This window comes from Ruegeria sp. YKSF57 (assembly GCF_059612585.1).
The window spans coordinates 1-22,631 of the sequence record NZ_JBXWQW010000033.1; the positions used below are offsets into that span (position 1 = coordinate 1).

Consider the following 22,631-nt stretch of genomic DNA (forward strand, 5'->3'; position numbering starts at 1 on the left):
ATCAAGGCGGTTCCGCCGGGACAGATCGAGGCGGCCAGGTCGTTTGGCATGCCCGCATTCATGATCATGAGGCGCGTGACGATTCCGGCGATGATGTCCTTTGCCACGCCGGGGTTGGCGAACCTGTGGCTTATTGCGACCAAGGATACCGCGCTTTTGGCGATTGTCGGGTTTTCCGAGCTTACCCTGGAGACACGGCAGGCGGCCAGCAGCACACGCGCCTATTTCACCTTTTTCATGGCGGCAGGGGCACTGTATCTGACGATCACCCTGTGTTCGGGTGCGGTGTTCGGCTGGGTTGAGAAATGGGCGCGGCGTGGTCAGCCCTCACTGAAAGGCGGCGCAAAATGATCGACCTGCGCGCGCTGCTGCAACCGCACCGTTTGGTTCTTATGGGTCTTTTTGCGTTGTTCGTGCTGTGGTGCGCCCTGACGTTGCGGTGGGATTGGATTCCGAAATACATGCCGCTGGCGCTTGAGGGGCTTTGGCGCACGATCTGGATTTTGGTGGTGACGACGGTGCTGGGGTTCTTGCTTGCGGTGCCGCTGGGTTTGGCGCAGGCCATTGGCCCGTGGTATCTGGCCGCGCCTGCACGGATCTTTTGCACGATTATCCGGGGTACGCCGCTGCTGTTGCAAATCTGGCTGCTGTACTATGGGCTTGGCTCGCTGTTTCCCCAGTATCCCTGGATCAGGGGGAGCGAGCTGTGGCCATATCTGCGTCAGGCCTGGCCCTATGCGGTTCTGGCGCTGACCCTGTCCTATGCCGGATACGAGGGAGAGGTCATGCGCGGCGCTTTCGCCGGGGTCGGCAAGGGTCAGTTGGAGGCCGCCAAGTCCTTTGGGATGCCTCGATTTACCATGTTCCGCCGTATCTGGCTGCCGCTGGCGGTCAGAAACGTCTTGCCGACGCTGGGCGGTGAAACGATCCTGCAGCTCAAGGCGACGCCGCTGGTTGCCACGATTACCGTGATCGAAATCTATGCGGTTTCCTCGCGCGTGCGGGCGGATACGTTCATCGTCTATGAACCGCTTTTGTTGCTGGCGGCGGTTTACATGGTCATTGCGGGCATCATCGCGTTGTTCTTCCGGTGGCTTGAAGCAAGGGTGCCGACCTGAAGCCGGGGAAGGTGGGCCAATTGTCTGCCGCGACAATGCCGGACCGCCTTTTCAGGCGGTCTGCAAAATCTCAGTTGGATCGGATAGCCAGGCAGCGGGAGGCGAAGGGTTTTCACTGTCCTCATCGTTTTCGTGGAGGCGCGCCACCGAAAATAATTGATTATTTGGTCAAAAAATGCACGCTTATCAAAAAACAGGAGAGGAAAATGAGAATACGTAAAGTCACTCGAAGGGTGATGCTTGCAGCGTTTGTTGCCGCCTCGACCCTCCTAACCGCCGGAACCGCAGCTGCCGACAAGGTGAAGGTGGCCGCAATCTATACGCTTCCCGTGGAACAGCAGTGGATCAGCCGCATACACAAGGCATTGAACACTGCGGCCGAACGCGGGGACATCGAATATGTGTTTTCGGAAAACGTCGCAAATACGGATTATGAAAGGGTCATGCGCGAGTATGCAGAGCAGGGGCAGCAACTGATCGTTGGTGAAGTCTTTGGTCTGGAACGCGCCGCGCGGAAGGTGGCGAAGGACTATCCCGACACCGCGTTCCTGATGGGGTCTTCCTTTGGTCCGGTCGCTCCGAACTTTTCTGTCTTTGACAACTGGATTCACGAACCATCCTATCTGACCGGCATGGTTGCCGGTTCCGCAACGGAAAGCAATGTCATCGGTATGGTCGGGGGTTATGCCATTCCCGAAGTGAACCGATTGATGCATGCGTTCATGGAAGGCGCGCGGGAAACCAACCCGGACGTCAAGTTCATCGTGAATTTCATAGACAGCTGGTACGACCCGCCCAAGGCCAAGGAAAGCGCTTTTGCGATGATGGATGCAGGGGCCGACATCATGTATGCCGAACGCTTTGGCGTGTCGGACGCTGCGGTCGAACGCGGGGTCAAGGCGGTCGGAAACGTGATCGACACCTCGCAGGATTATCCGGGGACGATCATGGCCTCGGCGCTCTGGCACATGGAGCCCACCATCGACAAAGCGATTGCCAACGTATCTGCCGGATCGTTCGAGGCTGCTGATTACGGCCAGTACAGCTTTATGGCCTATGGCGGCGGTTCGCTGGTGTTGGATGAGAACCTGGTCTCGGGAGACGTGATCGATGCCGTGAACGCGCGCGAAACCGAGATCCTGGACGGGCTGTTCCGTGTCAACGTGAACGATGCCCGCCCGGTTTCCGACAACTGATTTCATGGGGGCCGGCGAAACCGCCGGCCCTTGTTTTCCAATGACAGAGACCACGGTTCTCAGGCTTGCCGGGCTGTGCAAGCGGTTCGGCCCGGTAGTGGCCAACGATGATGTCAGCCTGACCTTGAAGCGCGGCGAGGTGCTGGCGCTTCTGGGGGAAAACGGCGCGGGCAAAACCACGCTGATGAACATGCTGTTCGGACATTACCTGCCGGACGCGGGCACGGTTGAAGTGGCAGACAGCGGCGGAACGCTGCGCGCCCTGCCGCTTGGTCACCCGCAGGCCGCGCTTGAGGCGGGTGTCGGCATGGTGCATCAGCATTTCACTCTGGCCGAAAACATAAACGCCCTGGACAATATCACGCTGGGGTCGGAACCCTTGCGCAGATTGCGCCGGAACCGGCAAGCCGCGCGCCGGAAAATCGAAGACATCATAACGCAAAGTGGTCTCAGCGCGCCTTTGGATGTGCCCGTTGGTCGCCTTTCCGTGGGCGAGCGGCAAAGGGTCGAGATACTCAAGGCGCTCTATCGGGATGCGCGCATTCTGGTTCTGGACGAACCCACCGCCGTGCTGACCCCACAGGAAGCGGATGCGCTTTTCGAGAATATCAAGCTGATGACCAAGGAAGGTCTGGCCGTCATTTTCATCAGCCACAAGCTGCGGGAAGTGCTGTCTTTTTCGGACAGGATTGCGGTCCTGCGACATGGGCGGAAAGTCGGGGAAATGGCCACATCCGAGGCGGACGAAAAGGCCATTGCGGGCATGATGGTTGGTGCCGATACACCGAAGGTCGCCCGGGTGCAGATGGCCCCCGGCGCGCCTGTCCTGTCGATCGAGGGCGTTTCGGTCGCGGGCCGTTCGCAACGCGACACGTTGAAAAATGCGACTCTGACCGTGCATGCGCACGAAATCCTTGGCATTGCTGGTATTTCGGGAAACGGTCAGGGCGCGCTGGCCAATGTGATCTCGGGCCTTGTCCGGCCAATAGAAGGCACCATTCGCGTGAACGGGGAAGAGATTGTCAAACCCAGCCCTGCCGTCATGATACGGTCCGGTGTCGGGCGCATTCCCGAAGACCGCCATCACGAAGGGATCGTGGGGGCGATGACGGTGGCGGAAAATCTGGTGATCGAACGGCTGGACGATCCCGAAATTCAATCTGGTGGTCTTTTGCGCAAGGACACAATTCGGGGAAATGCCGAGAAGCTGTCCAAAGCCTATGACGTGCGCGGTCCGGGGGTCGATGTCGCGTCACGCCTGCTGTCCGGCGGCAACATCCAGAAACTGATCCTGGCGCGCGTCTTTGATCGAGCACCGCGTCTGATCCTTGCCAACCAGCCGACGCGTGGCCTTGATATGGGGGCTGCGGCCGAAGTCGGGCGACGGCTTTTGGAGGCCCGCGAACGCGGTGCGGGTGTCGTGCTGATATCTGAGGATCTGGATGAAATTCTGGGCCTTGCGGATCGCATCATGGTTATCCGTGACGGAACCCTTGTGACTGCCGCCAGCCATGACCGGGAAAGGATTGGTCTGATGATGGCAGGAGAGACGGCATGATACGGATCGAGCCACGGGAAAATCCGTCCCGCTTGTACGCGGTGGGTATTCCGATCTTGTCGGCGGCGGTGTCATTGGCTTTCGCGGCGATCCCCTTGATGGCCGCGGGCGCCAATCCGATCATCGCTTATGGGGAAATGATCAAGGGCGTCTTTGGATCGGTCTTTGCGATTTCCGAGGTGCTGACACGCGCCACGCCTTTGATTTTCACCGGCTTGGCGGCGGCACTCGCCTTTCGCGCAAAACTCTGGAATATCGGGGCCGAGGGGCAGCTTTACCTTGGCGCCATGGCGGCTGTCGCCATCGGATCGGGGGCAGTCGATCTTCCCGGTGTCTTTCTTGTACCGCTGATCATTGTATTGGGCGCAGCTGCGGGAGCGGCCGGCATGGTCGGGCCGACCTTTCTGAAGGTGCGTTTCGGGGCAGATGAGGTTGTGACGACCCTTCTGTTGAATTTCATCATTCTGATCTTTCTCCAGATGATGCTGGAAGGCCCATTGCAGGACCCGATGGGGCTTGGCTGGCCGCAATCGGCACCGGTGCTGGATCAGGGCATGCTGCCGCCGCTGGTGGATCGCATGCGGGTTCATTCCGGGCTGTTGCTGGCATTGGTGCTGGCGGCCATCGCGCAATTCATGCTGGCGCGTTCGGTTTGGGGGTTCAAGCTTCGGGCTGTCGGCGAGAATGCCGCCGCCGCCCGGCATGCCGGCATCAACGTGAACCGCTCGCTGTTTGGCGTTGCGGTCATTTCCGGCGGATTGGCCGGGTTGGCCGGCGTCAGCGAGGTTGCCGGTCTGAAAGGGTATGTGACGTCCGATCTGTCTCCGGGCTTTGGGTATACCGGTATCGTGGTCGCCATGCTGGCGGGGCTGTCGCCTGCGGGCGTGGTGGTTGCGGCCATTTTCATCGCTTCGGTTTTCGTTGGAGCGGATTCCATGAGCCGCGCGTTGGGTGTGTCGTCCTTTCTTGCCGATCTCGTGGTGTCGGTCGCACTGTTGTGTGTTCTTGTCGGAGGCTTCATCGCCAGATACCGGGTCGTTCGCACCCATTCCGGGAGCGCGCGGACATGATGGATCTTCTGACCATTCTTGTGAGCGAAAGCTTCTGGGCGGCGTCGCTGCGGATTGCCACGCCGCTGATATTTGGTGTTCTGGGGGCGTTGATCTGCGAACGCTCTGGCGTTCTCAACCTCGGGATCGAGGGTATTTTCGTGATCGGCGCCATGAGTGGCTGGATGGCCGTGTGGTTGGGGGCGGGGTTGTGGGGGGGCGTTCTGGTGGCCGCGCTGGCAGGCGCTTTCTTTGGCCTGATGCACGCGATACTGACTGTCCCTCTGGGGTTGTCGCAGCACGTCTCGGGCCTTGGGATTACGCTGTTTGCCACGTCGGTCAGTTACTTTTCCTATCGCACGGCATTGCCAAATGTTTCTTCTCCTCCGAGGATCGAGCCTTTCCGGCCCATCGATCTGCCTGTCCTGTCAGACCTGCCATTCATCGGGCCGGTTCTGTTCCAGCAGACGGCATTGACCTGGCTTGCGCTTTTGATGGTGGCGGTTGTTTGGTACGTCATGAACCGCACGGCCCTGGGGGTCGCCATTCAGGCGGTCGGAGACAACCCCGACAGCGTCGATGCGCAGGGGTTGTCCGTCTATGGGCTGAGGATCGGGGCCATTGTTGCGGGGTCCGCGCTGATGGCGCTTGGCGGCGCATTCCTGACGATGAGCGCGTTTGACGCCTTTTTCTTTGGCATGGTCAACGGGCGCGGCTGGGTTTGCATCGCGCTGGTTATCTTTGCAAGCTGGCGACCGGGAAAGGCGCTGTTTGGCGCATTGCTGTTCGGGGCGTTCGATGCATTGCAGGTGCGTTTGCAAACGGAAATGGGCGCCCTGGTGCCCGGCCAGGTTTTCCTGATGGCCCCATATATCCTGTCAATCATCGCGCTTGTGATTGCCGCCCGCTCGGCCGACTATCCCCGCGCGTTGTTGACCCCGTGGTTCAAGGGGCAGAGGTAGGAGATGAGATGTTCGACCTGATTGTCAGAAATGCCAGCCTCACAGATGGCCGCAAGGGTCTGGATATCGGGTGCAAGGGCGGCAGGATCACCGCGATTGAACCCGGCATCGCCGCAGAGGCGCGAGAGGAGATCGATGCAGGCGGGTACCTGGTGTCGCCGCCCTTTGTTGATCCTCATTTCCATATGGACGCGACATTGTCGCTGGGCACTCCGCGCATGAACATGTCCGGCACGTTGCTGGAGGGCATCGCGCTTTGGGGTGAGCTGAAACCGATTCAATCGGTCGATGACATCATCGAACGTGCGTTGCGCTATTGTGATCTGGCCATATCGAAGGGCATCGGCGCAATCCGCAGCCACGTGGACACTTGCGACGACGAACTGAAAGGGGTTCAGGCCCTATTGGAGGTGCGTGAGAGGGTCAAGGATTACCTTGATTTGCAGCTGGTCGCGTTCCCTCAGGACGGCGTTCTGCGTGATCCGACCGCGATGCGGAACACGGTGCGGGCGCTGGACATGGGCGTGGACGTCGTGGGGGGCATCCCTCATTTCGAACGCACGATGTCGGATGGGGCTGAGTCGGTGCGGCTGCTATGCGAGATCGCGGCAGAGCGCGGGCTGATGGTCGACATGCATTGCGATGAAAGTGACGATCCTCTCAGCCGACATGTCGAAACCCTGGCTTTCGAGACCCAGCGGCTTGGCCTGCAGGGTCGGGTCGCCGGATCGCACCTGACGTCGATGCATTCGATGGACAACTATTATGTCTCGAAGCTGATCCCCCTGATGGCAGAAGCGCAGGTTCACGCCATCCCGAACCCGTTGATCAACATCATGCTTCAGGGTCGGCACGACACTTATCCCAAGCGCAGGGGGCAGACCCGCGTTCGTGAGCTGCGCGACGCCGGAATAGTCGTTGGATTTGGGTCGGATTGCATGATGGATCCCTGGTATTCGCTGGGCAAGGCCGACATGCTGGATGTGGCCATGATGGGGCTTCACGTCGGTCAGCTTTCCAGTCGAGCGGATATGGATTGGTGCTTTGATGCGGTGACGGAAAACCCCGCCAAAATACTGGGATTGGAAGGGTACGGTGTTGCCGAAGGGTGCAGGGCGAATTTCGTTCTGTTGCAGGCGGCAGACAAGATCGAAGCGATACGGCTGCGCGCGCACCGTCTGGTGGTGGTCCGAAGCGGAAAAGTCATCGCCAGATCCGAGCCGATCATGTCTACGCTGGAAACAGGCACAACGCGCAGAACAATAAACGAAGCCATGGTGTCGAGTGCAGTGCGTTAGACCGCCCATCGAATTCGCATTGATTGGGCGCCGGTTTTTTCGGCGAACGCGCGGCCGTCAGGGCGGATATCACCGAACGACGAACACGGATTGTCGCGCATGTCGGGCCACGCGGGCGGAATTCGGGCCTATCAGATAGTCCTGCAATTCCGGCCGGTGCGCGCCGACAAAGATCGCATCGGCACCCAATTGATCGGCGACCTTGATGATCTGGTCATAGATCGTGCCATGCGAGATATGCAGCCGCGCATCGATATCGGGGGGGATTGCATCCCTGGCCCAGGTTTCGAGTTCGGATTTGGCCTGATCTGCAATCTTTTTCGAATGATCCGGTCCAAGCATTGCGCCCACGATCGCCATGCCGCTGTCGGGAATGACGTTCAGCACATGCAAGGTCGCTTTCTCGGCACGCGCCATGTTGACTGCGGCTTGTGTGCTGCGCGCCGCTCCAAGAGGGTCGCTGATGTCGACGGCTATCAGTAGGGTCTTGAACATGGCCATACTCCCTCAGAATGCGGGTTGCGTGGCGCGAGGCCGCTGAATCATGACGATGCCTGCCAGCAGCAGCAGGGCAGGGATGAAGAAGATTTCTTTCGGCATTCGGTCGTTTTCTATCTCGGCCTTTACCAGATGAACCGGGGTATCGCCGTAAAAGTCATAATCGATGCTGAGCGATCCGAAGGGCCCGCCAAACGGTTCTTCCATTTCCAAGGCGTCACCGCTTTCGATGAAGGACAGGCCCTGAGCCGAGAGTGCGGCCTCGGCATCGCCGGCAACAGCCGGGATCACGATCGTGGTCGGGCGAATTTCGGCGTTGTCGAAATCCGGGCCTGCAATTGTTATGCGGATGTCCTGGCCGTCATCGGCATCGGCCATCAGCGCAATGGCTGCGGGTCCATCGGCGCTTGCATAAGGTTCGCTGACCTGATCCAGGAAGAACCCGGGCCGGAACAGCAGGAAGGCGATGAACAGCAACACCACGCTTTCCCATGCTCTTGATTTGGCCACGAAATAACCCTGCGTGGCCGCTGCAAACAACAACATCGCAAGAAGGGCCACGAAAAAGACCAGCACCGCCTTGGCGAGACCCACGTCGATCAGCAACAGATCGGTGTTGAAAATGAAGAGGAACGGCAAAAGCGCTGTCCGGATGTCATAGGCAAAGCCCTGAATGCCCGTCTTGATCGGATCGCCCCGCGATATGGCCGCCGCCGCATATGCCGCAAGGCCGACCGGCGGCGTGTCATCGGCGAGGATGCCGAAATAGAAGACGAACATATGAACGGCAATCAGCGGCACGATCAGGCCGGACTGCGCCCCCACCGACACGATGACCGGAGCCATCAGAGACGAGACAACGATGTAATTGGCCGTTGTCGGAAGCCCCATGCCGAGGATCAGCGACAGAACGGCGACCAGAACGAGCAATATCATCAGGTTGCCGCCCGAGATGACCTCGATCACCTGACCTATGACCTGATGCGCGCCGGTCAAGGAGATGGTTCCGACAATAATACCGGCCGCACCCGTTGCCACGCCAATCCCGATCATGTTGCGCGCGCCGAGGATCAGACCCTGAACAAAGTCATTCCAGCCGTGCAGGGTTTCACCGGCGAAATCCTGGCCCCTGAAAAACGCTTTGATCGGGCGGTGAGTCAGGGCGATGATGATCATGAAGACAGTGGCCCAGAAGGCGGACAGGGCGGGCGAAAGCCGCTCCAGGCTGTCGGTGCGCACCATGAGATTCCAGATCAGGATGAAGATCGGCAGCGCGAAATAGGCTCCGCCAATCAGCGTCGGTGTCAGTCGTGGCGCCGCCGGGACCGGGGCGTTCGGGTCGTCGATTTCGATGTCCGGATAACGGGAGGAAATGTAGACGAGAATCAGATAGAGACCCGCGACGATGGCTACGGCGCCATAGACGCTTTCGGTCATGATCGGATCGAGCAGGGCGCGCAAACCGATCATCAGGAAGGTGCAGAGGCCCAGGAAAATGAAACCGGACAGGAACAGGATCAGGATCATCAGGACGCCGATCTTGCGACCTTCCTTTTTCAGGCCTTCCAGCCCCATCTTCAGGCTTTCAAGGTGCACGATGTAGAGCAGTGCGATATAGCTGATGACCGCCGGCAGAAAGGCGTGTTTGACCACATCGATATAGGGAATGTTGACATATTCCACCATCAGGAAGGCCGCGGCCCCCATAACCGGCGGGGTCAGCTGACCGTTGGTGGATGACGCCACCTCGACCGCGCCGGCCTTTTCGGCGGGAAAGCCGATCCGTTTCATCAGGGGGATAGTAAACGTCCCGGTGGTGACCGTGTTGGCGATGGATGAGCCCGAGATCATGCCGGTCATCATCGAGGACAGCACCGAAGCCTTGGCTGGTCCGCCCCTTAGGGCGCCCAGCATGGCGATGGCGACCTTGATGAACCAGTTGCCGCCACCCGCCCGATCCAGCAAAGCGCCGAACAGGACGAACAGGAAAATCATCGTGGTCGAGACGCCGAGCGCCACCCCGAAAACCCCCTCGGTCTGCATCCAGTAATGGCCCAGGGCCTTGGACAGTGATGCGCCGCCGTAATTGGTGATGTTGCGGGCCCATTCCGAATATCCGCCGAAAAAGGCAAACAGGATGAAACAGCTGGCGATGACGACCAGCGGCAATCCGAGCGAGCGATAGACGGCCACCATCAGAACGAACATCCCGGTGGCTGAAACCGCGATGTCGGTGGGGGTCCAAAGGCCGGGGCGGTCGGCGATCTGGAACCGGAAGATCACCAGATACAGACAAGCGCCCACGCCGAGGATCAGCAAGACCCAGTCATAGACGGGTATGCGGTCGCGCGGAGAGGTCTTGAAAAGCGGAAAAGCAAGCGTCGCCAGCATGATGGCAAAGGCCAGGTGCACAAAGCGGGCCTGTGCGACGATATTGGCGAAAATCCCGATGCCGGTCGATTGGGCGATGATGCCGGGTATTTTTGACGCGATGTAAAGCTGGAAAAGGGACCACACGATACAGGTTCCGATGATCAACCGGCCCTGCCAGCCCACCGGGTTTCTTGCCCCGGTGTCGGCCTCGGCAACCATGTCGTCAGCGCTGCGTTCGGGTTGGGTCTGGTCAGTCATGTCGTCCCCCTGTCCACGGCGTTTCGCCAATGGGTATGCGCCCGCTGCCGGGCGCATCCGATGTGTTGGAAGTTGACGCTTATTGCATCAGACCGAGTTCTTTATAGGCGCGTTCCGCCCCCGGGTGCAGGGGTGCGCTGAGACCGTCACTGACCATTTCCGCGGGGTCAAGATTTTCAAAGGCCGGGTGAAGCTGACGGAAATCGTCAATATTCTCCATCACCGATTTTGCCACGACATACACCACGTCATCCGACACATCGGCCGAGGTCACGAATGTTGCGCCAACACCAAAGGTAGTCGTTTCCTGATCGTTCCCGGCGTACATGCCACCGGGGATCGTCGCGACACGGTAATAGGGATTGTCGCCCACCAGCTTGTCGATCGGCTCGCCCGTGACGCTGACCAGTTTCACGTCGCAGGTTGTGGTGGCTTCCTTGATGGCCGCCGCCGGATGCCCGATGGTATAGATCATCGCGTCGATATTGCCGTCGCAGATTTCCTTGGCCATTTCCGATCCCTTGTATTCTGTGGCCAAAGCAAAATCATCCATTCCCATGCCGAATGCATTCATCACCACTTCCATCGTGGCGCGTTGACCGGAACCGGGGTTGCCGACATTGACGCGCTTGCCTTTCAGGCCTTCGAAACTGTCGATGCCGCTGTCGGCGCGCACCAGAAGGGTGAACGGTTCGGGATGAACCGAAAAGACGGCGCGAATGCCCGGAAACGCGGCATCGCCTTCGAATTTCGAGGTGCCGTTGAAGGCGTGGTATTGCCAGTCGGACTGGGCAACGCCGAACTCAAGCTCGCCGGCCTTGATGGTGTTGATGTTATAGACCGAGCCACCGGTGGATTCGACGGCGCAGCGGATGCCGTGCTCTTTGCGCGACTTGTTCACCAGACGGCAGATTGCGCCGCCTGTTGGATAGTAGACGCCTGTCACACCTCCGGTTCCGATCGAGATGAACTCCTGCGCCGAAGCTGCACCGGCGGACATGCCCAGAACGGCCGCGGCTCCAAGTACGAGGTTTTTCATTTTACACACTCCCTGACTTAAATTTCTTGTTATTTGCCGGAATTGATGGCCCTGACAGTAGAGCCTCTATGGCACGATCTGGCAAGGTTTCAGCGCAACTTGCCGTCACGTCAGCGTTTTTTGCTTGCCGGATATGGAATGTGACTGCGTGGTGCGGTGTTTTTTACGTTCAGCGCCGAACACCAGCTGTCTGATCGGTATCACCGCGCCACCATTGTTCAATGTCGGCTTCGGTCACACGGTCGGCAAGGCCCAGTGCGACCAGGCCGGTGCTGGTGTCATCCACGATGGCCCGCATCTCGCAGACCCGTCCGACAATCTGCACCTGATAAGGCCCTTCGCGGGTTTCGACAAAACCTTTGAGGCGATAGATGCCGGCTGGCCGGCGATCGAGCTTTTCCTGCAGTGACCGCCGGTCTTCGGCAAATGCCTTTTCGCAATACCACGCGGTATAGGCCGGATGGGGCGGTGTTTTACTCGAAAACGGGCGCGGGGTGATTTCCCACAACAATCGCGAGATGGGGGCGTCACCTTGGATTATTGGGGCATGTGTATTTATTGGCCTCAGATGGTCGCGCGGGTTTTCGGTGGTTTTTTCAGTCTTGCTGAGCACCAAAAGGTCGGCCACGGCGATTTGCCGGGCAATCTGAGGCCCGATGGAGTCATCATTGAGAAGGTCTTGGATTTGTCTTGCATCCACAACCGTGACGATCCCGGCATAGCTCAGGTCGGGTTCGGCATTGGCGACGTTGGCGATGGCGGCCGGGTCGGCGATACCGCTGGCTTCGATGATCAGGTGATCGGGACGGTCGGGGCGGTCCAGAATGTCCCCGATCGTCATGAACAGGTCCGCCCCCATTGTGCAGCATACGCAGCCGTTGGTCAGCGCAATTGTGTCTGCATCGGCGGACGCCAGCAAATTCGCGTCGATGTTGATCGCGCCGAAATCATTGACAAGAACCAAAAGGCGCAATCCGTGATCTTCGCCAAGCAAGCGGTTGATCAGGGTGGTTTTTCCCGCACCAAGATAGCCGCCGATGACCGTCAGGGGCAATCGCATCACAGCAGGTGAACCCTGCCGCCCAGAACGGTCCCAAGCACGGCGATATCCTTGAGCCGGTCGGCGGAAACGGTCGTGGGATCGTCGCCGAGTATGGTGAAGTCGGCTTGTTTGCCGGTTTCGATACTTCCGATTTCGCCGTCCAATCCCAATGTGTAAGCCGCGCCAAGTGTGATCGCGTGCAGGGCTTCCGGTATTGTGATCCTTTGGTTTTCTCCCAGAATTCGGCCTGACAGGGTCTGGCGATTGACGGCACACCAGGCCGTGAACAGGGGCGCCATCGGCGTGACAGGCGCGTCCGAATGGATCGCGATCCGAACACCTTGGTCCAGCGCTGTGCGCGCCGCATCCATTCGGCAGGCCCGGTCTTCGCCGATGGTCAGGGCCGCATGCTGATCGCCGAAATACCAGATATGATTGGAAAATATGTTGGTGCAGACACCCAGCCGTGCGCAGCGCCGGAACTGGTCGGCCCCCATCATCTGGCAATGCTGCAGGACATGTCTTGCATTCGGCCAGGGGTGTTTGCGGGCCGCTGACTCGAGAGCCGCGAGGGATACGTCAGAGGCCTCGTCACCGTTGACATGGATATGCATCTGCACCCCGTGTTCTTGCATCGCCTCGCACAGGGCGAATATCTGATCCGGTGGCGTGTTCCAGATTCCGTTGGGTTGTCCACCCACATAACCGGGCCATTTCACCCGCGCGGTCCAGCCCTGAATCGACCCGTCGGTCATCAGCTTGACCGCCCCCAGACGGAGCTTGTCGGACGATCGCGCCTTCAGCGCCACGGCGCGGCGCGCAATCGCGGCGGGATCGCCGCCAGTGGCGCCCAGGGCCGGGACGAGACGGACGGGAAAGTCCAGCTTGGACGTAACGTCGAGCAGAACATCGACATCCGCGTCATCCATTTCCGCGAACAGGTCGGTGGTCGTCGTCACCCCGGCCCTCAGACAGACCTGGGCATAGGTGCGGATGATCTCTGGAGTCTGGGTCAGTGCCCGAAAGTCGATCCCGGTCCGGCGCATGACCGGAAACATCGCTGCCATTTCCTGCAGTTCACCGGTTGGTTCGCCATCGGCACCCTTCACCAAACCTTCGACATTGGTGTGGCTGCCATATCCGGCCACGGTCAGAGCCGCCGAATTGGCACACAGCAGGTGGAAGTTCGAAAACAGAACAACTATGGGCCGCGTTGTTGAAACCTGATCAAGGTGATGCCGCGACAGCCTTTCCCCGGAAAGGAAAATCGGATCGAACCCCCAGGCAATCAACGCATGGCCTTCGGGAAGGTCCGCATCATACAGGCGCAGCCGTTCTATCACGCCCGGGATGTCTTCAAGCCCCCGATGCAGGACGCCGTTCGGGTCCATGCGGTCGTGAAATCCGACATAGGCATAGCGCCACATCGCGCCCGCCATCATGTGTGCGTGACCTTCGACGAAACCGGGCATCAAAACCGCGTCGGCCAGACTGTCGTCGAGGATCGTTTCATCGCCGGGCCAGGCGCAGTTCTGATCGCCTACGGCAAGGATCTTGCCGTCACGCACGGCCACATGGGTCGCTTCGGGGCGGTTCGGGTCCATGGTGATGATCTTGCAACAACGGAAAACGGTCGTGGGTTGCATGCTGTCCTCCCGGGTAACAGCCGGAGTATCGCAACTTTATTCCACGGCAAAATGGATTTAACCTCTCAATAAGATATATTGAATGGTGGATTGAGATGAAATTCACGCTCAAACAATTGCGTTATTTCGATGCTGCGATGCGGACAGGTTCGATTGCGCGCGCCGCCGTCGAGATGAACATCTCGCAATCGTCGATCACGGCGGCGATCGATCATATCGAACAAAGCCTTGGCGCGGAGCTGTTTCGCAGGATACCGGCCAAAGGGCTGATTTCGACCGAATTGGGACAGATGGCGGGCAAACAGATCGCCACTTTCCTTGAGCAATCCAGAGTTTTCGAATCCGACTTGTTGTCGCTTGTCGGTGATCCGACGGGGACGCTGCGGCTGGCCTGTTACGAACCGACGGCCCCCTACGTTCTGCCACCGCTGCTGCGCTGCATCGCCGACAGTTACCCCGACATCCGTATCGATGTGATGGAAGGCGACATGCTGGTCGTGAACGAATTGCTGCGTTCTGGTGCAGTGGATGCGGTATTGACCTATCGCCGTTACACGCATCCCGACAACCGCTTTGTCCCCTTGTTCCGGGCCAGACCCTGGGCGCTTGTTCCGCATCATTCGCCATTGTCCGAGCACAAGTCGGTCACACTTGATGAGCTTTCCGAACAACCTCTGATCATGCTCGATGTGCATGGAACGCGGGATTATTTCCTTAGCATGTTTCAAAAACAGGGGTTGGTGCCGGATATTGTCCACAGCACCAAGTCGGGCGCTGTCTTGCGCGGTCTGGTGGGCGCCAAGTTCGGCTATGCGATCCTGAACATCTGCGGACCCAATGACCGCGACGGGCAGGGGGGATATACTCCGATTCCCATCTCGGGCGAGGTGGATGAACCGGTTTACGGCATCGGCTATGCATCGCAGCTTGAGAATTCTGCCGTAGTGCGTGCCATCATCGACACGGGCAAATCTCTGGCTCAGAAAGGTGCGTTCGAACATCTTCTGCTTCGGCCTTAACTGCATTTTATGTGACATTACGCTTCACAAAACCCTGTTTTCTGGAGGTATGGGCTTCGGCTAGCCTTTGGAACAACGTCGATCGACGTCCGGCAAAGCAGCCGCTCGCAAACAAGAAGGGGACCGGGCCGATGGGCGAATTGTGCTGTCAGGGAGGAGAGATATGCGCAGACGTTCTTTGATTAAACTGGCTACCTCAGTGTCGCTTGCCGCCGGGCTGAGCCTTTCGGCGTTACCGGCAGCGGCCGCCGATGTGACAATGAACCTGGGTTTCGGCGCGCCCGAAGCCTCCATCTATGGCCGTTTCGGTACGCTGTTCAAGGAACGGCTTGAGGCGATCTCGGACGGGGCGATCGAAGTCAAGTTGCGTTGCTGCAACCAGATTTCGACAGAGGACGAGGCGTTCAAGGCGATGCAGTTGGGAACAGTTGATGGATTTTTCATCACTGCGAACAACGTGTCGCCGCACTGGCCACTGATGGATGTGACGGTTCTGCCATACATATTCCAGAACAAGGACCATCTGGAACGGGTGGTCGATGGTGAAGTCGGTCAGGTCATGAAGGACAGGCTGCAGGCCGAGACCAGCGTTCATTTGCTGAGCTTCGGTCCGGCGCTCTATCGGGATTTTTACAACTCGCAGCGTGCCATCAATACGATGGCGGACATGGAAGGGTTGAAGATCCGGGTTCCCAAGAACGAGGTGATGATTGCGACCTTCGAAGCCTTTGGGGCAGAGCCGGTGCCGCTGGCCTGGTCGGAAACACCAACCGCCTTGCAGACCGGAACCGTGGACGGTGGCGACAACGGAACCTCGTTCATTCGCGACATGAAGTTCTATGAGTTCGAGCCCCATCTTGTCATCCTCGAACATTTCGTGGCGATGGCGCCGCTTTTTGCATCGGACGCTTTCATGAAACGGTTGAGTGACGAACAGCGCGCCATGGTTCAGCAAGCCGCGAACGAGGCAGGGGCGGAACTGCGCCGTCAGGTCGCTTCGGAAACCGAGGAAATCCGCGAATGGCTGGTTGCCGAGGGCGGCATGGCGATGACCACGCCGGACAAGGCCGATTTCATTACCGCCGCTCAGGGGGTGCAGCAGGCATTTGCAGAAGAGCGTGGGCAAGACTTCGTGGAACTCGTCAACGCCATTCAGGCGGCGGCCAACTGAAGATCCGCCGCTTTGGCGGGGCGCTGCATGCGCCCTGCCTGATCTGACCAAGCCCAAGGAACAGGTGCCCGATATGTCAGCGCTGAAATGGCTGGAACGGCACTTCGAAGAAGTGGTGTGCTGCACCGCTCTCGTGGTGATTTCTTTTAGCGTCTTTGCGCAAGTGATCGCGCGCTATGTGTTTCAGACCGCATTGCACTGGTCCGAAGAGATTGCCTCGATCAGCATGGTCTGGGCTGTCTACATGGGGGCCTCGCTGTGCGTGCGCGAACGCTTTCACATCCGAATCCTAGTTGGCGTCAAAGCCCTGCCCGAGCGGACGGGCCGTATCGTGATCTTTGCCGCCGATCTGGCATGGGCCGCGTTTTCGATTTTCATGATCCGGGTCAGTTGGGATTATCTGGCCGTGTTGTGGAAATTCACTTCGCGCAGTCCCAGTCTGGGCATCGACCAGTTCTATCCGCAATCCGTGCTTGTGATCGGTTACGCGCTGATGCTCGTGCGCCTGATCCAGACCTATGTGACATGGTACAGGGATGGCGGCGAAGGTATCCCGGGAATGCTGCACGAGGAATGGGATGAAACCACCGACGAGCAGGAGCATCAGCTGTGAATCCGCTTCTCATTCTTGCGATTGCCTTCGTCGGGCTTACGATCATCGGCACACCACTTTTCGTGGCTGTTGGCATAACCACTGCGTTGGCGCTCTATCTCATAGAAATCCCTTACACGTTGATGGCGCAGACGGGGTATTCCAGCCTGACGCCTTTTCCATTGCTGACCATCCCGCTGTTCGTTCTGGCGGGTCGGTTGATGGAGGTTGGCGGCATGGCCAACCGGATGATTGCAATTGCGACCAAACTGGTTGGCGCCTATCGCGGGTCGATGGGGCTTGTGACGGTTTTTGCCTGCATGCTTTTTGCCGCATTGTCCGGGTCGGGGCCGGCAACGACTGCGGCCATCGGCTCTGTCACGGTGCCGGCGATGCGGCGGGACGGTTATGACGTCCCATTTGCCGCCGCGATCACCGCCAGCGCCGGAGCGCTTGGCAGCCTGATCCCGCCGTCGAACCTGATGATCATATACGGTCTTGTGTCCGAGACATCGATCCCGCGCCTGTTTCTGGCGGGGCTCATTCCGGGCGTGCTGGTGACGATCCTGCTGATGGTCACCACCTATATCATCGCCCGCCGTCGGAACTATGGCGGGACGGGGCATCCGTTTTCATGGCGGCCGTTCCTTCACGCCGCCTGGGAGGGAAAATGGTCGATCGGAGCGCCGGTGCTGATCCTCGGCGGCATTTATGGTGGTGCGTTCACGCCGACCGAGGCCGCAGGCGTTGCGGTGTTTTACGCGTTGTTCGTGGGGCTTTTCATCTATCGCGAACTGACCGCAAGAAAGATCGTCGAGGCGCTGCGTTTCACGGCTTTGCTGACCGGCATCCTGATCCTGCTGACGCCTACGCTGGCCTTTGGGCAATTGACCGCGTTCTACGACGTGCCCACCGCTGTGCAACAGGGGATCACGTCGATCACCGAAAACCCGATCCTGGTGATGCTGCTGATCGGGGTGTTCTACATCTTTATCGGCACCTTCATGGAATCGCTGGCCCAGATCGTTCTGTTCACCGCCGTGTTCCTGCCGTTGGCCGTGTCGTTGGGCATCGATCCGGTCCTGTTCGGAGTGTTCACGGTGATCACCTGCGAGATCGGGTTCCTGACCCCTCCGTTGGGGGCAAACCTGACGGTCGCGGCGCGGATTTCCGGAGTTTCAATCGAACGGATTTCGGTTGCCGTGCTGCCGTTCATTCTGGCCTATATCATCGGCATGGTGATCCTGATCCTAATCCCGGATCTGACCCTGTTCCTGCCCGACTGGGTCTATGGGCCGGCAAAGTAGGGGAATAAGGAGATGTTCGATCTGATCCTCAAGGGCGGTGAAGTTTTCGACGGAGTGAGCGCGGAAAGTTTCACCGCCGATATTGGTATTACGCGCGACCGGATCGCGGCAATTGGCCAACTGGAAGACAACGGATCGGCAGAGATCATCGACGTCAGCGGGCTGGCCGTTTCGCCCGGTTTCGTCGACATGCACACGCATTCCGATTTCACCCTGATTGCCGATGGGCGCGCCGAAAGCCAGGTGCACCAGGGTGTCACGACCGAGGTTGTCGGGCAATGCGGGATCAGCTGTGCGCCCGTGTGCAGGCACAGCGAGATCCCGGCCGTTTCCCCGTGGTACACCGACAAGGCCGATCATCCGCACTGGCACAGCTTTGGCGATTATCTGGATGCTCTGGAAAGCACTGAGCTTGGCGTAAACGTCATGGCCTTTGTGGGTCATGGCAGCATTCATCGCGCGGTTCTGGGGGATGCGCTGCGGGCGGGTGAGCCGGACGAGATTGACCGGATGAGCCGGATGGTGGAACAGGCGCTTGAGGAGGGAGCTGGTGGATTTTCGACCGGTCTGGAGTATTGGCCCGGAATTCTGGCCGCGCCCGAACATCTGGTGCCGATGTGTGAAAAGGCAGCTCAACGCGGAAGGCTCTATGCAACCCATGTGAGAAACCGCGATACGCACTATGACCTGGGCTTTGCCGAAGCCATCGCGACGGCCCGCCAATCGGGCGCGAAACTGCAGATTTCGCACATCCAGCCGAAATTCGGCGCGCCGGACTATGCGATGGAGCACACGCTGGAAATGATCGATCTGGCCCGCCGCCACGATGTCGACGTAGCCTTTGACGTCATTCCGCATGACTGGAACCATACGCTGACGGCGGCAATCCTGCCCAAATGGGCGCAGGCGGGAGGACTGGACGAAGTGCTGAAACGCCTCTCGGATCCGGAACAGCGCGCAAGGATCAAGGCCAATCCGCAGCCCATGTGGCTGATCGTGAAGGCCCGGAAATGGAGCGATATCGTTCTGCTGAACGCGTCGGTGAACAAGGATCTGGTCGGTGCCGATTTTGCCGAGATCGGACGGATGCGCGGCGTTGATCCATATGATGCGGTTCTCGATATCCTTTTGGAAGAGGGCGACAATCTGATGGGCGTCTTCTGGACATCAAAGTCATTTCGGGACGCTGATATAGATCTGTGTCTGAAACAGCCTGAATGCGCGGTGATTTCCGACACTATCGCCGTGGCCAGGGACGGAATTCTCAGGGATCATGTCGGATCGCTGAGCGGGTATGGCTGGGCCGCACGGTTTCTTCAGTATTATGTTCGAGACCGAAAGGTTCTGTCACTTCCCGATGCCATCCGGCGCATAACCTCTGTCCCGGCGGATCGGTTGGGGCTGAAGGACCGTGGGCGTCTGGAGCCAGGACACAGGGCAGATATCTGCGTCTTCGACCCGGCCAGCATCGCCAGCAACTGTTCGGCGCGTCATCCAAGGCGCTATGCGTCAGGTGTTGCCCATGTCATGGTGAACGGGCGTATGGCCATGCGCAACGGTGCAAGGACCAACGAGAACGCCGGGGCGGTTTTGCGCGAATTCGCACATTGAAAGAGCCGGGTCATCCCCGCTACCTGATCCAGACATAAGTCAACGGCGGGTGATCACAACAAATCCGGTCTGGGGTTCTGTGCGGCATGGGAATGGATCCTGCGAATGCTCCATTCGACCGCGTTTTTCATCGCGTTACCCAAAGCCTGATCAAAGGCCATCGCCAGATCGGGAGCTTTGTCCGAAGCAGAAATGATTGCTTTTTCGAACGAATTTGATCCGATGATGTGATCTTCGTATGTATCGATGATTTTGATGTTCAGCCTGACATCGACGCGTAGCGATTTCGTCTGATCGTCGCCGCCGATTGCATGAGCCTGAAACTCGCGCAGTTCCGGCACGATCACGTAATCCGCCCGCAATCCCACGGTCGAACGGCCGACTGCAGCGACCTTGCCGGAATTCTCGAAGCTTTCGATCAGCAATGCCTGCACGATGAGTGGCGCGCGGTCGACCCAGCGGGCGCGCGGCAGATACTGAACCTGAAGCGGCGTGGGCTGGACCGCGATTTGATCAGTATTGACCGCCGCCGTAGCGGTCGGTTCTTCGATCACGATCTGCTGTCTGAGACGCGGGAGTGACGCGGAAAACGTGCTTTTGGGGGTCAGAACATAAAGATCGTTCGGTTCTGCCGCTTTCTTAAGCGTATCCAGACCGGTGCAGCCGCTCAGAAGAGCCCCCCCGATGACGAGGGCAAGAAAGTCAGATCGTTTCATTGACGGAACTCCGATGCCTGAGTGCCAAGAAGGAAGCGTGCGGGGTCGCGTTCGATACGGTCCACAAGACGGTCGAGATTGACGACAAGGCGGCGGGATTCTTCGACAAAGCGTTGCAGTTGCGGCAGGCCCACGCGCATGAAATCCGAAACCTGCCTGCGGTTCTGTTGAACGATGCCATCGACCGTCCCCATCAGATCCGACGCGGATTGTGACGCGTCCAGCACGTTGTCGGCGATGCGGTCGACATTGTTGGCCACATTGTCGACGGTGGTTTTGAATGTGTCGATTGCCCCGCGCAAGTCCGTCACGATCTGGCCGACGTCTTCGTTCACAACCTTGTTCACCGACTCGAATGTCTCGTTGGCAGAGGACAGCGTTGTCCCGGCGCTTTCCATGGCGCTGCTGATGTCTGACAGGGTCTCATTGGCGTTGGAAAATGTTTCGGTTGCGACTGCAAGTGCCACGCTGCCTTCGTCGGACAACGCGTTCAGGCGTTCGGCAACCCTGGTCACATCTGTACCCACCTCGGCCACCACGCGATTGACGGTCTCGGCGACTTCGGTGCCCTTGCCGATGAATTCGGTTATTTCGTTCTTCATCAGCCCGTCGGCAGTGGCAAAGGTCTGTTTTGCCGTATCCAGAGTGGAAACGGCCGCGTCGCGCGTATCGTTCAATGCGGTGGTTGCGGTGTTGAGTGTGGTTTCCGCCGTTTCCGTCAGCTTGCCCAGCTTGTCGGTAAAGGCCGCGATTTCGCGGGATGCGCCGCCCAGATCCTTGGACAGCGTTTCGAAATCGGACAGGGCCTGATCCAACCGGCCCGATGCAGAGGACAGGTTTTCGAGCAGCTTCGAAACCGCGGTTCGGTTTTCCTCGTTCACGATGGATTGCAGGTCTTCGAGCAAGGAAATGGCCTTGCTCATCAGTTCAGGCGCCCCTTCGAATATCGATTGCAGCGCGCTTCGGCGGCTTTTTATGGTGCCGCCGGACGGCAATGGTGCGGAAGCCGGCGTGCCGCCGGACAGCGCGACATAGCTGACGCCGGTGACGCCGAGGGCTTGTAGTTCAGCGATCGTGTCTTGCCTGACCGGTGTTTCGGCGTCGATTTCGATATGTACACGCACCTTTGACGGATCGTCGTCGTCAAGATGAAGCGAAAGGACCTGACCGACGGGCAAGCCGTTGTAGCGAACGCTTGAAGCGGTCGCGAGGCCCGAGACATCGTCGAACAGAATGTCATAATAGGCGTATTGGCGGTTCACCTCGACCTTGGCGAGCCACAACAGAAAACCGAAAACGCCCAGAATGCCTGCCAGCGTAAAGGCTCCTATCAGGATATAGTTTGCCTTGGTTTCCATCCGCTGCCCCTAACTGTCCCGTTCCCTGTTCTGCGCGGCTCTGGCGCGCGGACCGGTGAAATATTCCTGTACCCAAGGATGGTCCACAGATGTCATGTCATCAATAGGACCCTCAACCAGGACGCGTTTTTCCGCAAGTACCGCGACCCGGTTGCAGATCGCGTAAAGACTGTCGAGGTCATGCGTCACCATGAAAACGGTCAGCCCAAGCGCACGCTGCAATTCGCCGATCAGATCGTCATAGGCCGCCGCGCCAATCGGATCGAGCCCGGCGGTCGGTTCATCCAGAAACACGATCTCGGGGTCCAGCGCCAGCGCGCGCGCCAAGGCCGCGCGCTTTCGCATGCCGCCTGAAAGCTCGGACGGGAATTTCCCGCAGCTGAGCCGGGGCAGGCCGACGAGGCTGATCTTCAACTCCCCCAGCGCTTTCATCAGGTGTTCGCTGAGCTTGAGATGTTCGCGCATCGGCGCCATCACGTTCTGCAACACGGTCAGCGACGAAAAAAGCGCACCGTCCTGAAAGGCCACACCCCAGCTTTGTTCGATCCTCAGGCGGTCTTCTTCGGGACCGTTGAGGACGTCAACGCCCAGAACCTCGATCGACCCGGTCGCAGGCGTGTTCAGCCCGACGATCGTTCGCAACAGGACCGACTTGCCGGTGCCCGAGCCTCCGACAACGCCGAGCACTTCGCCGCGCCAGACGTCGAGGTCAAGATTGTCATGCACGACCTGAGGGCCGAACCGGGTGGTCAGGCCGCGCACGCGAATGACAGCTTCGCGGTCTGGCATCTCGCTTTGTCCGGTTGAATCGTCGGCCATG

At 59.0% G+C, this 22,631-nt stretch carries 20 protein-coding genes; 12 read left to right on the forward strand and 8 right to left on the reverse strand.

Annotated features, from left to right (window positions below):
• From AC2FLX_RS14670 to AC2FLX_RS14700, 7 genes are all read left to right on the forward strand, one after another.
• Positions 1-351, forward strand: a 351-nt coding sequence (locus AC2FLX_RS14670) for an ABC transporter permease subunit (RefSeq protein ID WP_496875456.1), incomplete at its 5' end; no start/stop codon positions are given.
• Entirely contained in the window at positions 348-1,118 is a 771-nt protein-coding gene (locus AC2FLX_RS14675; protein WP_480749980.1) for an ABC transporter permease, read from the forward strand. The genes AC2FLX_RS14670 and AC2FLX_RS14675, both read left to right, overlap by 4 nt.
• A 206-nt stretch (positions 1,119-1,324) precedes the next feature.
• Complete coding sequence (locus AC2FLX_RS14680) at positions 1,325-2,314, forward strand: BMP family protein (protein ID WP_496810589.1); 990 nt, start codon at positions 1,325-1,327, stop codon at positions 2,312-2,314.
• Between the two features lie 40 nt (positions 2,315-2,354).
• Entirely contained in the window at positions 2,355-3,872 is a 1,518-nt protein-coding gene (locus AC2FLX_RS14685; protein ID WP_496875457.1) for an ABC transporter ATP-binding protein, read from the forward strand.
• Complete coding sequence (locus tag AC2FLX_RS14690; RefSeq protein WP_496811054.1) at positions 3,872-4,942, forward strand: ABC transporter permease; 1,071 nt, start codon at positions 3,872-3,874, stop codon at positions 4,940-4,942. The genes AC2FLX_RS14685 and AC2FLX_RS14690 overlap by 1 nt, the downstream gene beginning before the upstream one ends.
• Positions 4,942-5,883 (forward strand): ABC transporter permease, encoded by a 942-nt coding sequence (locus AC2FLX_RS14695; protein WP_496811055.1) that lies wholly within the window; start codon positions 4,942-4,944, stop codon positions 5,881-5,883. The genes AC2FLX_RS14690 and AC2FLX_RS14695 overlap by 1 nt, the downstream gene beginning before the upstream one ends.
• A gap of 8 nt (positions 5,884-5,891) precedes the next feature.
• Positions 5,892-7,181: an amidohydrolase family protein gene (locus AC2FLX_RS14700; RefSeq protein WP_496811044.1), complete on the forward strand. Its 1,290-nt coding sequence runs from the start codon at positions 5,892-5,894 to the stop codon at positions 7,179-7,181.
• 69 nt (positions 7,182-7,250) lie between these two features.
• Here AC2FLX_RS14700 and AC2FLX_RS14705 read toward each other — a convergent pair whose 3' ends face one another.
• The 5 genes from AC2FLX_RS14705 to AC2FLX_RS14725 all read right to left on the reverse strand — a co-directional run bounded on the left by AC2FLX_RS14705 (position 7,251) and on the right by AC2FLX_RS14725 (position 14,037).
• The gene (locus AC2FLX_RS14705) at positions 7,251-7,676 is read right to left on the reverse strand and encodes a universal stress protein (protein ID WP_496746064.1); all 426 of its coding nucleotides are present in this window, start codon (positions 7,674-7,676) and stop codon (positions 7,251-7,253) included.
• A gap of 12 nt (positions 7,677-7,688) precedes the next feature.
• Complete coding sequence (locus tag AC2FLX_RS14710; protein WP_496811045.1) at positions 7,689-10,310, reverse strand: TRAP transporter permease; 2,622 nt, start codon at positions 10,308-10,310, stop codon at positions 7,689-7,691.
• A gap of 79 nt (positions 10,311-10,389) precedes the next feature.
• Positions 10,390-11,349 (reverse strand): TAXI family TRAP transporter solute-binding subunit, encoded by a 960-nt coding sequence (locus AC2FLX_RS14715; protein WP_480749986.1) that lies wholly within the window; start codon positions 11,347-11,349, stop codon positions 10,390-10,392.
• Between the two features lie 169 nt (positions 11,350-11,518).
• Positions 11,519-12,409: a CobW family GTP-binding protein gene (locus AC2FLX_RS14720; RefSeq protein ID WP_496811046.1), complete on the reverse strand. Its 891-nt coding sequence runs from the start codon at positions 12,407-12,409 to the stop codon at positions 11,519-11,521.
• Positions 12,409-14,037: an amidohydrolase gene (locus tag AC2FLX_RS14725; protein WP_496811047.1), complete on the reverse strand. Its 1,629-nt coding sequence runs from the start codon at positions 14,035-14,037 to the stop codon at positions 12,409-12,411. Before AC2FLX_RS14725 ends, AC2FLX_RS14720 begins: the two co-directional genes overlap by 1 nt.
• A gap of 95 nt (positions 14,038-14,132) precedes the next feature.
• Between AC2FLX_RS14725 and AC2FLX_RS14730 the strand changes: the two genes are divergently transcribed.
• The 5 genes from AC2FLX_RS14730 to AC2FLX_RS14750 all read left to right on the forward strand — a co-directional run bounded on the left by AC2FLX_RS14730 (position 14,133) and on the right by AC2FLX_RS14750 (position 19,737).
• A complete protein-coding gene (locus AC2FLX_RS14730; protein WP_480749989.1) occupies positions 14,133-15,056 on the forward strand; it encodes a LysR family transcriptional regulator in 924 nt (307 codons plus the stop codon).
• 163 nt (positions 15,057-15,219) lie between these two features.
• Positions 15,220-16,227: a TRAP transporter substrate-binding protein gene (locus AC2FLX_RS14735; RefSeq protein ID WP_480749990.1), complete on the forward strand. Its 1,008-nt coding sequence runs from the start codon at positions 15,220-15,222 to the stop codon at positions 16,225-16,227.
• Positions 16,228-16,300: 73 nt separating this feature from the next.
• Positions 16,301-16,840 carry a TRAP transporter small permease gene (locus AC2FLX_RS14740; protein ID WP_480749991.1) on the forward strand — a complete coding sequence of 180 codons (540 nt, stop codon included), beginning with the start codon at positions 16,301-16,303 and terminating at the stop codon, positions 16,838-16,840.
• Positions 16,837-18,126, forward strand: coding sequence for a TRAP transporter large permease (locus tag AC2FLX_RS14745; RefSeq protein ID WP_480749992.1), 1,290 nt, complete (start codon positions 16,837-16,839; stop codon positions 18,124-18,126). Before AC2FLX_RS14740 ends, AC2FLX_RS14745 begins: the two co-directional genes overlap by 4 nt.
• A 12-nt stretch (positions 18,127-18,138) precedes the next feature.
• A complete protein-coding gene (locus tag AC2FLX_RS14750; protein WP_496811048.1) occupies positions 18,139-19,737 on the forward strand; it encodes an N-acyl-D-amino-acid deacylase family protein in 1,599 nt (532 codons plus the stop codon).
• A 53-nt stretch (positions 19,738-19,790) separates the two neighbouring features.
• Here AC2FLX_RS14750 and AC2FLX_RS14755 read toward each other — a convergent pair whose 3' ends face one another.
• From AC2FLX_RS14755 to AC2FLX_RS14765, 3 genes are read right to left on the reverse strand one after another with little or no spacing between them, the layout of a single operon-like run.
• On the reverse strand, positions 19,791-20,453 hold the full coding sequence (locus AC2FLX_RS14755; protein ID WP_480749994.1) for an ABC-type transport auxiliary lipoprotein family protein: 663 nt from the start codon (positions 20,451-20,453) through the stop codon (positions 19,791-19,793).
• Positions 20,450-21,811, reverse strand: a complete 1,362-nt coding sequence (locus AC2FLX_RS14760; RefSeq protein ID WP_480749995.1) for an MlaD family protein — start codon at positions 21,809-21,811, stop codon at positions 20,450-20,452. The genes AC2FLX_RS14755 and AC2FLX_RS14760 overlap by 4 nt, the downstream gene beginning before the upstream one ends.
• Before the next feature lie 9 nt (positions 21,812-21,820).
• The gene (locus tag AC2FLX_RS14765) at positions 21,821-22,630 is read right to left on the reverse strand and encodes an ABC transporter ATP-binding protein (RefSeq protein ID WP_496811049.1); all 810 of its coding nucleotides are present in this window, start codon (positions 22,628-22,630) and stop codon (positions 21,821-21,823) included.
• Between the last annotated feature and the right edge of the window lies 1 nt (position 22,631).